Raw genomic sequence first — 8,565 nt, forward strand, 5'->3', positions numbered from 1 at the left:
TGTCGTTATGACGGAGACTGCGTCTCTTTAGGGAATCATAACGAAGTTATCGTAAGAGTCTTGTCAAAATCTGCGTATGTTCAAATCTGCCAGACCCCAGCCCCGTTTTAAAATGTACTACCGGGCGGTCTTTCACGTCCCGGAACGCCCAGGAGGTTTGAAATTGAAGAAACATAATCGGGCATTTATGCTCTTTTTCTTATTTCTCTGCATAATCCCCGTCATCGGCACAGCGGCTTTTGCCACAGAGGACCCCGGCCAGCAGCAACAGGTCATCGGCCGCACGCCGGAATCCTCTTTTCCGCCGCCTGTGGAACCGACGCCGGACCCCACCGCTCCCGTTGTGGACCCCACGCCGGAGACGCCGCCCGCAAACACGCCCACAGATCCGCCTGTGGAAACGCCGCCGGAGGAACCAAGCGAACCACCGGTTACGCCGCCGGTCTCAGAACCGCCCGCTTCCGTTGCGCCGCCCCCCTCTTCCACGCCGAGCAGTTCCCGCCGGCCAACTTCCCGTCCGGAATCCTCCAGCGAGCCGGAATCCTCTTCTTCCTCTGCGGTTTCCTCTGAGGAAAGCTCCTCCAGCACGAGCTCTATCGTGCTGCCAACCGTCAGCGTACCGGATGAAAGCACGCCGCTTCCCTCCTCAAGCATGGCGCCCGTTGATAATCAGAAGACCAATTGGATCGGCATCCTCGCATGGGTGTGCATCGGGCTGGGCGTCGCAGTGGTTGTCATTGTCATTCTGAGCAACCGCCGGCCCCCCAGAGGCGGCAGCGGCCGGAAACGGTACCGCCGTCCCAAGCGCCGGAAAAAGCACTTACTAAACGATAAATATTATCGAAATTTAAGATATTAAAGCCAACGGACTCCTGTGTGACGCCTTTTGCCGCACAGGAGTCCCTATTTACTTTTTTGAGTGCTACAAATTTTACGACTTTATTTATTTTTTCGTTGTGCCACCGTATGGTAGTAATTTAACCTTTCTTCTCTCACATAATAGTAGCATAGAATCAGAGGTGGAAACATGTATTTTCATCGGATCGAGGATCTGCGGATTGACAGCGACAAAACACAGCAGGAAATTGCGGATATGCTCAACTGCAAACGCGAGGTTTACCGGCGCTATGAAAAAGGGCTCCGGGAAATTCCCGTCTGGGCGCTGATTAAGCTTGCGCGGTATTATCATGTTTCTACAGACTATCTTCTGGGACTGAGCGAACAGAAAGGAGGTATTCATGGATAAAAAAGCCATCTTTTTTGATATAGACGGCACGCTTCTCTCCTCAGAGAACGAACGGAATTTCTGCATCATGCCCGGTGTGACAGAGGCTCTGGAGGAATTGAAGCGGCGCGGGCATATCATCGCCATTGCGTCCGGCCGTCCGGAACTTTTTATCCACAAGTATTTTCCAGGCCTGTTCAATAACTACGTTGCAATGAACGGCGCACATGTCGTTGTGGAAGGAACAACTGTATTTGAAGAGTTTTTCCGCACCGAGCAGGTTCGCGCGCTGATGAAATATTTTGACCGGTACGGCTGCTGGTACAATTTCGTTGGCAATGCGCACGGCTGGGCCTGCCATGTGCCGCAGGAAGTCATCGAGCCGCTGAACGACAGCTATGGACTGCCCGGATACTTGTTTACCGAATGGGAGCCGCAGGACGTTCACGCCAGTATTTTGGATTTTGTCTTCCGGGACGAGGCGCATTATGAGCAGTGCAAACCCGCCTTCCGGGGACCCATGGTGCTCAATAAGCACCCCGGCACCCTTGCCGCGGACCTGTCCTTTAAGGGGCGCGACAAATCCCGGGGCGTTCGGATTTTCCTGGAAAAAGCCGGTATCAATCCTTCAGACGCCATCGCCATCGGGGACGGATTTAACGACATCACGATGATGGACGCGGTCGGCTGCGGTATCGCCATGGGCAACGCGGTCGATGAATTGAAAGCCGCCGCGGATTATGTGACGGCGGCCATCTGGGACAACGGAGTGGAAAAGGCCCTGGTACATTTTAATCTACTGTGATTTAAAACTGGCAGAACCCCCTTTGAACGCGGCGGCAGGCCCCGTTCAAAGGGGGTTCTGCCTTGTGGGGAAGAAACCGGTCAAAGGAATGGCAGGCTTTTGCGCCGCAGACAAACGTCCCCCGTGAAAGACAGTTTTCCTTTTCACTGTCTCTCACAGGGGACGCCTATCAGATACTCATTAAATTTTCAGATTCCGTCAATGCACCGCTGCCGGCGCCGCCGCCGTACGGCCCGCAGGGCAGATATTATATATGATTCCATCCTTCGCCACCATCGAAATCGGGATGCGCGGCAAAAGTTTATGAATGACTTGTACAAATCCGTTGACAGGCGCTTCCGCCATTCCTGTCACAATGTGAGTCGCTCCGATTTGCTTTGCAAAGCCGACTGCCATAAGCGGGGCGTCGTCGTAAAAATAAACCGACATTTCAGCCCCCACGTCGCGGGATGTCTGCCGGAGATATTCCAGTTCCTCGCAATCCGCATCAAATCCCGCCGAGGTGGGCTGTACGCACAGTACATGGATCGGTATGGAACGCTCTTCCGAGATCTTTTTCCCTGCTTGAATCAATCGGTCGCAGTCGCGCTGGCCTGTTACGCAAACCAGGACCGCTCCTCCAGTCTTCACCAAATAGACCTCCTTTCCCCAGGTTCATGCCGGGGAGAAAAACGCCCCGGCGCAATGTGTGTCATCTGTTTTCCTTGCCCTTTAAGTATAGTAAAAATCTGGGCGGGTATGGTAACAGATGGTGTATAATTTGTGAATAATCCGTAAATTGACTCGTCAATTTTCTACAAAGTGCACATTTCCATCCCCACCCTGCCTGTTTTCTTCCGAATTGCCCCGCTTCAAATCCGATTTCCTTTTACAAGTTTATTGTACCACAATTTATATGAAAAATCTAATTACAAGTTTTAAATTTTATGTAACTTTTATAAATGCTTGCAAGCAAAAACGGAGCCGAAACCGGCTCCGTTGCCTGCGCCCCTAAGCGGTTTGCGAGGGCGTTTATTTCAGGATTGTAAGAGGATCCACCCATTTTCCGGAATTTTTGACCGCAAAATGCAAATGTGCTTCATCTGCGCTTTCGCAGGGGGTCACGCCGACGGTCCCGATCTCCTGGCCGGCTTTGACGGTATCGCCCGCTTTGACGTTCATGTCCTGCAGGCCGCAGTAACAGCTTCCTACATTGCCGTGCTCAATATAGACCACGTTTCCGAACAGGTCGTCGTGATAGGCGTCTTTGACGGTGCCGTCCGCGATCGCCTTGACCGGATCGCCTTCCTTGGCGGCAAAATCAACGCCCGCGTGAACGCGCCAGTCCTGCATGGTTTCGGAGTAAATCAGATTCTCCCCGCTGAACTCGCGCAAAACGGTTTCCCCTGCCGGATAAGAAAAGCTCTGCGGCGTCACCGCAGTCTGTTTGGCCGGCTCCGCAGAAGAAGCCGGCTGCCTGGGCGGCTGGCTGCTGGGAACGGCGCTTTCTGTCTTTTTGGGCTCCTCCGAGGAAACCGGCGCGGTACTGCTGGCCTTTGGAACCTCCAAAATACCGCTGACTGCTTCGTTTGCCGGATGCGCCGCCTGGCTGCTGACGATTTCTTCCTGCGGATTGGTGTAGTTGACTACACTGTCGTACGTAGTCCAGGCTGCCACGCCGATCGCGATCAGGCAGACGCCCAACGCAATGTAAAAGCCCTTTGGTGAAAAGCTGCTGGATTTATTGTTCTTCTGAAAATGTTTATTGCTCATTCGTTGCACCTCCGAGTTTATTTTTGCCACTGAAAACGGGGAATATTCGGAAGGAACGAAAATACGGGCACTCTTTTTCCAAATCTTTGCAACAATTTGATCCGGACATGAAAAAAGGCCGAATCCTTGCGGATTCGGTCCTTTTTCTTTTAGCTTGAGGGGTATATTGAGGAGGGTAGAACATGTATCAAGTTCTGGTGCGGCTCCATTCCTTGATTACGACTTTATTATAATCGTTTTATCCGTTTCAGTTGTTAATATGCTATGAATATTCTTTTAACGTTTTCTGCGGAATTTTTGAACGTTTTTTGTACCGAATCGTAGAAAAGAATCCAACTGGAAAGAATTTGATAAAAAACTTTTCAAACAAACGTTTACAGTCTTCTCCCCTGTATGCTATAATACTAATCAATAGAACATACAAGATATTGCGGTTTCCGCCGCATTTTTTCCCATCCGTACCGATTGAAAGAGAGGGCCTGACCATGCTGACAGAAAGCCAGAAAAAAGTATACGATTACCTGAAAAGCAGGGCGCAGGGGGGCTTGCCGCCCACCGTGCGGGAAATCTGTAAGGCGACCGGCCTGAAGTCCACCTCCAGCGTACATGCGCATTTGAAGACTTTGGAGCGCGAAGGTTATATCAGCCGGGACGCCGGTCTGAACCGCGCGATCCATCTTGCAGGGGAACAACCCACCGTACAGGTTCCGATTGTAGGCCGCGTGGCGGCAGGCCAGCCGATCCTGGCGGTCGAGGAAGTGGAAGGCTATGTCCCGTTCTGCCCGCCCAGCCTTAACGGGGACGAGTATTTCGCGCTGAATGTCCGTGGGGAAAGCATGAAATGCGCGGGGATTCTCGACGGCGACGTTGTTGTCGCGCACAAAACCGCTGTAGCGGAGGAAGGGGATATGGTTGTCGCCCTGATTGAAGACGAAGCGACCGTCAAGTATTTCCACCGCGAACCGGACCGCATCCGCCTGCAGCCGGACAACCCGGAGTATGAGCCAATCTATGCTACGGATGTGACGATTCTCGGGAAAGTAGCCGCCGTATTGCGCTATTATAAATAAGTTATACATAAGAGAAGCAGCCTTCCAGACGTGGAGGCTGCTTCTTTTTGTGCTTTATCGACAGCGGCTTGCCTGCCGCCCATTTCCTGCCTTAACGGAAAGCGGAACCGGTGCATAACCCCCGCAAATCCCTCATTGCCTGCGCAAGATCGGCCCGGATGGAAATGGACCGTTTCCGAATGGTCTGCGGTACATCTGCATACACATCGTTGATCCGGATCAGCCGCGCGGATGGAAAATTGCTCACCAGCATTTCAAAGGGATAACGTATGATCATCGGGGTGTTGAAACCGACGCCCAATTCCAAAAACACCGTGTTCTGCACCACCCCTTCCCGGATAAACCGCTCGTATTGCTCCCAGTTGACCAGATGCGGCCGTTCCACAAACGCGTTATCACAACGCAGATTGGGTATCAGCGGCGCGCCGCAATTGGGGCAGTATAGAATGTCCTGCGGGCGGACGGCAAAGGAATCCGGCATATTGCGCACCATTTGCTCTACCCATTCCTCGTTTGGATACACCTCCTGCGTGCAGGGTTTGGAACATTGGAAATAGCCGTAATTGCCCTGCGGCGCAAAAATATCCGCCTTGAAAAATCCGGCTTTGTCCACCTGGCTGTCGCAGTTGGTGGTAATGATGAAATGCGGCTTTTTCTGAACCAGGGCAAACAAATCCCTGTAAGGCTGCGTGCAGGCCGCTTCATAGCGAATATGCCAGATATGCCTTGCCCAAAAGCCCCAGTATTTTTCCCGGTTTGCCGGGGATAACCGCCAATAGAGGCTCTGGATGTCCACAATCGTGTGTATTCCCATTTGGCTGTACTCCGGATACCATTTCCGGACAAGTGCCGGATCGGTGTAGCAGAGGCCCCCTGCCGCTGACAGTCCGCTGCCGATCCCGATGACCAGGCGATCCGCATCCAGAATCCATGCGGCAGCCTGCTCCATCCATGCGGTCCCTTCCTTTTGCGTTTCCCGTTCACCCATATCGTCGCCCTCTCATCCCTGCAGCAATTTCTGATAAATTTGCCGGTCCTCATCCTGAAATACATTAAAAATAACCCTGTGGACCGCATCCGACGATGCAAGGAATTCTATCACGGTCCGAACCGCAATTTCTGCGGCCTCCTGTCTGGGAAAGTGAAATTCGCCCGTGGAGATACAGCAGAAGGCCACGCTCTCCAGCCGGTTTTTCTCCGCCAATTCCAAGCAGGAACGGTAGCAGCCCGTCAGCTGGTTACAATCCGCTGTGGTCAGCGGCCCCCGGATAACCGGGCCCACCGTATGCAGGACATATCTGGCTGGCAGGTTAAAGCCGGGAGTGATTTTTGCACAGCCGGGTTTTTCCGCTTTCTCCTGGTCCCGCATCAATTTCCAGCATGCCAGCCGGAGCTGAACGCCCGCAAAGGTATGGATGGCATTATCTATACAGCCGTGGCAGGGTAAAAAACACCCCAGCAACTGATCGTTCGCCGCATTGACAATGGCGTCCGTCCGCAGAGTCGTAATATCCCCCTGCCAAAGACAAATTTTCGGACGGATAAACGGCGGTGTTTCCGCATCGGTCACACCCTTTTCTTCCGTTACCGCCTGCAAATAGGCGTCCTGTACCTGCTGGAAAGCGGCGCTGACGGGAGCAGGCGGCCGGACGTTGAACAGAGCGCGCAGCAGCATCTGCCGTTCTTCCGGCCTGCGTGGAATCTCTGTCCCCCAGTAATGAGGCTGTTCCTTCATCAGCTCCCGGAGCAAATACACTTCCTGTTCCGCGCGTGTCATATCGCTTCTCCTTCTACCGGCGTATCACGGCCTGTTTTGGGCAAATCTCCGCGCATTTTCCGCAGTGCAGGCAATGCTCCTGCTGGATGACTGCGGGGGCAACGGAAAAATCGATGCATTTCTGCGGGCATACAGGCCCGCACAATTTACATCCCATACAATCGTCTGTGATGCAGTATCCGCCGCCCTGTAGCATCATATTGCCGATGGCAAAGGCTTCCCGAAATACCGGCCTTTGCGAAAGGTCGAAATACTCGCCCTGCCCTTCATAAAACTGGAACACTTCCAGTACGCCCCGGGTACTGCCCGGATAAATCGTACACATATATGGGTTTTCCCGGAATACCTGCTCCAAAAGCGCTGCGGGAGCCCGGCGGATCCGGCCTCTAAGCGAAACCGCTTTTCCATCCTTTTGTCCGGTCACCGCCACATATTGCTGTTCCAGCAGCTGACGGTAAAACGCCTTGCCTTTGGCTGTGATGAAATAAAGGCTGTTATCGTCCGCCAGCATCATATCAATGATGCGCACCTGCGGGTGGCCGTCCTCGCCGATGGTGGCAACGGCGGTAGAATGAATTTCCTTTTGCAAAAAGTGCAGGTATTCCTTTGCACCCATATGTATCGCTCCTTTGTATCCCAGCATTTCAGCCGCACCGTAAATTAGAATGCTGAGGTCCGTTCACAAAAGCTCCCGATTTTACAGATTTGGAATCTTCTCCACATTCTTACAGCTCGTATTCCCTCGGGGGATTTCCGGAAAAGTCTGCGATTACCGCATGTGCCTCCGTCAAATAGAAAACTTCAAAAATCGGATTGTCGGCAGACTGGTACTGTCCTTTGACAATCGGATGATTCATGCAGCCCTCTTTTACGCTCCTGTTATCCTCGAATACCGCCTTTCCGGAAAGGCGGAGCCAGACATACTCCGGACTGGAGACAGTAATCTCTACCCAGGGATTTTGCTGTAAATCCTGATAGACATCCTTTTGGTTGTTGGTGCAAAACCAGAGCTTGCCATCCTGCTCAAAGCAGAACATAAACGGGCGGTTTTTCGGTTTGCCGTCCCTGCCGACGGTGGCCAGATATTGAACCGGATTTGCCTGTAAAAATTGTGTTACTTCATTCATTTAGAATCCCTCCACGGATTTTAAAAATTAGGCTTGCTTTTGCCAACCTTCATATTTATAATAGAGCCATAGAGCGATATTGTAAAGTAAGCACTTTTTTGTGCTGTAGTATCCTTTTGGATACCATTGAGAGGAGAAACCCGCATGACAGACAAAGACTTACCGGCCTGCCCGGTAGAAACCACTTTGACACTGATCTCTGACCGATGGAAGGTCCTGATTTTGCGCGATTTGATGGATGGAACCAAACGGTTTGGTGAGCTCAAGAAATCGATCGGCCACATCACGCAGAAGGTTTTGACCTCCAACCTGCGCGATATGGAGGCCTCCGGCCTGCTGACACGCACCGTCTACGCCGAGGTGCCGCCGCGTGTGGAATATACACTGACGGAAACCGGTTGCAGTCTCAAACCCATTCTCGACGCCATGTGGGACTGGGGCCTCGCTTACAAGGAAAAGGCCGTTCGCCTATAGGCGGACTTCCCAGCGGGCGACTTATGTGATCGTTTTCATAGGTCCCTATTCTATCATTACATTTAACGAAAAAGAGCCTTCAAACGGCGGATTTCCCGCCTTTGAAAGCTCTTCCTGTTCTTATTCATAAATGAAACGCTCACCAGTTACACAAGCAGTTTTTACCAAAGAACCATTTTTTATTTTTTGCTATATTTCCAGCAGCAATCATCTGCATATAGCAAAAAAGAATCTTCCAATCAGAAGATTCTTTCTCGTTGGCTCCCCCTGTTGGACTCGAACCAACGACCCTGCGGTTAACAGCCGCATGCTCTACCGGCTGAGCTAAGGAGGAA

Annotated in this window: 11 protein-coding genes and 1 tRNA gene; 4 read left to right on the top strand and 8 right to left on the bottom strand. The window is 52.1% G+C overall.

The annotated features are described in order from the left end of the window. Positions 1–132 precede the first annotated feature (132 nt). Positions 133–633, bottom strand: a complete 501-nt coding sequence (locus tag I4V53_RS09855; protein ID WP_195985524.1) for a hypothetical protein — start codon at positions 631–633, stop codon at positions 133–135. Between the two features lie 394 nt (positions 634–1,027). On the opposite strand from I4V53_RS09855, the gene I4V53_RS09860 reads away from it, so the two are divergent. Together I4V53_RS09860 and I4V53_RS09865 are read left to right on the top strand one after the other, a co-directional pair. Continuing rightward, the gene (locus I4V53_RS09860) at positions 1,028–1,246 is read left to right on the top strand and encodes a helix-turn-helix domain-containing protein (protein ID WP_050697021.1); all 219 of its coding nucleotides are present in this window, start codon (positions 1,028–1,030) and stop codon (positions 1,244–1,246) included. Continuing rightward, positions 1,239–2,030 (top strand): HAD hydrolase family protein, encoded by a 792-nt coding sequence (locus tag I4V53_RS09865; protein WP_195985525.1) that lies wholly within the window; start codon positions 1,239–1,241, stop codon positions 2,028–2,030. The genes I4V53_RS09860 and I4V53_RS09865 overlap by 8 nt, the downstream gene beginning before the upstream one ends. A 198-nt stretch (positions 2,031–2,228) precedes the next feature. On the opposite strand, the gene I4V53_RS09870 is transcribed toward I4V53_RS09865, so the two are convergent. Together I4V53_RS09870 and I4V53_RS09875 are read right to left on the bottom strand one after the other, a co-directional pair. After that, positions 2,229–2,660: an adenine nucleotide alpha hydrolase family protein gene (locus I4V53_RS09870; RefSeq protein ID WP_242846236.1), complete on the bottom strand. Its 432-nt coding sequence runs from the start codon at positions 2,658–2,660 to the stop codon at positions 2,229–2,231. Between the two features lie 381 nt (positions 2,661–3,041). After that, the gene (locus I4V53_RS09875; protein WP_195985527.1) at positions 3,042–3,782 is read right to left on the bottom strand and encodes a M23 family metallopeptidase; all 741 of its coding nucleotides are present in this window, start codon (positions 3,780–3,782) and stop codon (positions 3,042–3,044) included. 485 nt (positions 3,783–4,267) lie between these two features. Here I4V53_RS09875 and lexA point away from each other — a divergent pair, with 485 nt between their 5' ends. Further along, positions 4,268–4,852 (top strand): transcriptional repressor LexA, encoded by a 585-nt coding sequence (lexA, locus tag I4V53_RS09880; RefSeq protein WP_353616505.1) that lies wholly within the window; start codon positions 4,268–4,270, stop codon positions 4,850–4,852. 91 nt (positions 4,853–4,943) lie between these two features. On the opposite strand, the gene I4V53_RS09885 is transcribed toward lexA, so the two are convergent. The 4 genes from I4V53_RS09885 to I4V53_RS09900 form a co-directional block, all read right to left on the bottom strand. Further along, complete coding sequence (locus I4V53_RS09885; protein WP_195985528.1) at positions 4,944–5,840, bottom strand: SIR2 family NAD-dependent protein deacylase; 897 nt, start codon at positions 5,838–5,840, stop codon at positions 4,944–4,946. Positions 5,841–5,852: 12 nt separating this feature from the next. Then, positions 5,853–6,629, bottom strand: a complete 777-nt coding sequence (locus tag I4V53_RS09890) for a protein-ADP-ribose hydrolase (RefSeq protein WP_195985529.1) — start codon at positions 6,627–6,629, stop codon at positions 5,853–5,855. Between the two features lie 13 nt (positions 6,630–6,642). Then, positions 6,643–7,245, bottom strand: coding sequence for a pyridoxamine 5'-phosphate oxidase family protein (locus tag I4V53_RS09895; RefSeq protein ID WP_195985530.1), 603 nt, complete (start codon positions 7,243–7,245; stop codon positions 6,643–6,645). A gap of 109 nt (positions 7,246–7,354) precedes the next feature. Beyond that, the gene (locus I4V53_RS09900) at positions 7,355–7,756 is read right to left on the bottom strand and encodes a pyridoxamine 5'-phosphate oxidase family protein (protein ID WP_195985531.1); all 402 of its coding nucleotides are present in this window, start codon (positions 7,754–7,756) and stop codon (positions 7,355–7,357) included. Positions 7,757–7,900: 144 nt separating this feature from the next. Between I4V53_RS09900 and I4V53_RS09905 the strand changes: the two genes are divergently transcribed. Next, entirely contained in the window at positions 7,901–8,230 is a 330-nt protein-coding gene (locus I4V53_RS09905) for a winged helix-turn-helix transcriptional regulator (RefSeq protein ID WP_195985532.1), read from the top strand. A 258-nt stretch (positions 8,231–8,488) separates the two neighbouring features. Here I4V53_RS09905 and I4V53_RS09910 read toward each other — a convergent pair. Beyond that, positions 8,489–8,564: transfer RNA gene (locus I4V53_RS09910), tRNA-Asn, on the bottom strand. Position 8,565 lies beyond the last annotated feature (1 nt).

The organism is Clostridium sp. D33t1_170424_F3, assembly GCF_015667585.1.
Lineage (GTDB): Bacteria > Bacillota > Clostridia > Oscillospirales > Acutalibacteraceae > Anaeromassilibacillus.

Excerpts from the sequence above, each read along its gene's own strand:
- I4V53_RS09885 (WP_195985528.1), bottom strand. The coding sequence starts at position 5,840 with ATGGGTGAACGGGAAACGCAAAAGGAAGGGACCGCATGGATGGAGCAG.
- I4V53_RS09865 (WP_195985525.1), top strand. The coding sequence starts at position 1,239 with ATGGATAAAAAAGCCATCTTTTTTGATATAGACGGCACGCTTCTCTCC.
- I4V53_RS09900 (WP_195985531.1), bottom strand. The coding sequence starts at position 7,756 with ATGAATGAAGTAACACAATTTTTACAGGCAAATCCGGTTCAATATCTG.
- I4V53_RS09890 (WP_195985529.1), bottom strand. The coding sequence starts at position 6,629 with ATGACACGCGCGGAACAGGAAGTGTATTTGCTCCGGGAGCTGATGAAG.
- I4V53_RS09860 (WP_050697021.1), top strand. The coding sequence starts at position 1,028 with ATGTATTTTCATCGGATCGAGGATCTGCGGATTGACAGCGACAAAACA.
- I4V53_RS09875 (WP_195985527.1), bottom strand. The coding sequence starts at position 3,782 with ATGAGCAATAAACATTTTCAGAAGAACAATAAATCCAGCAGCTTTTCA.
- lexA (WP_353616505.1), top strand. The coding sequence starts at position 4,268 with ATGCTGACAGAAAGCCAGAAAAAAGTATACGATTACCTGAAAAGCAGG.
- I4V53_RS09905 (WP_195985532.1), top strand. The coding sequence starts at position 7,901 with ATGACAGACAAAGACTTACCGGCCTGCCCGGTAGAAACCACTTTGACA.
- I4V53_RS09895 (WP_195985530.1), bottom strand. The coding sequence starts at position 7,245 with ATGGGTGCAAAGGAATACCTGCACTTTTTGCAAAAGGAAATTCATTCT.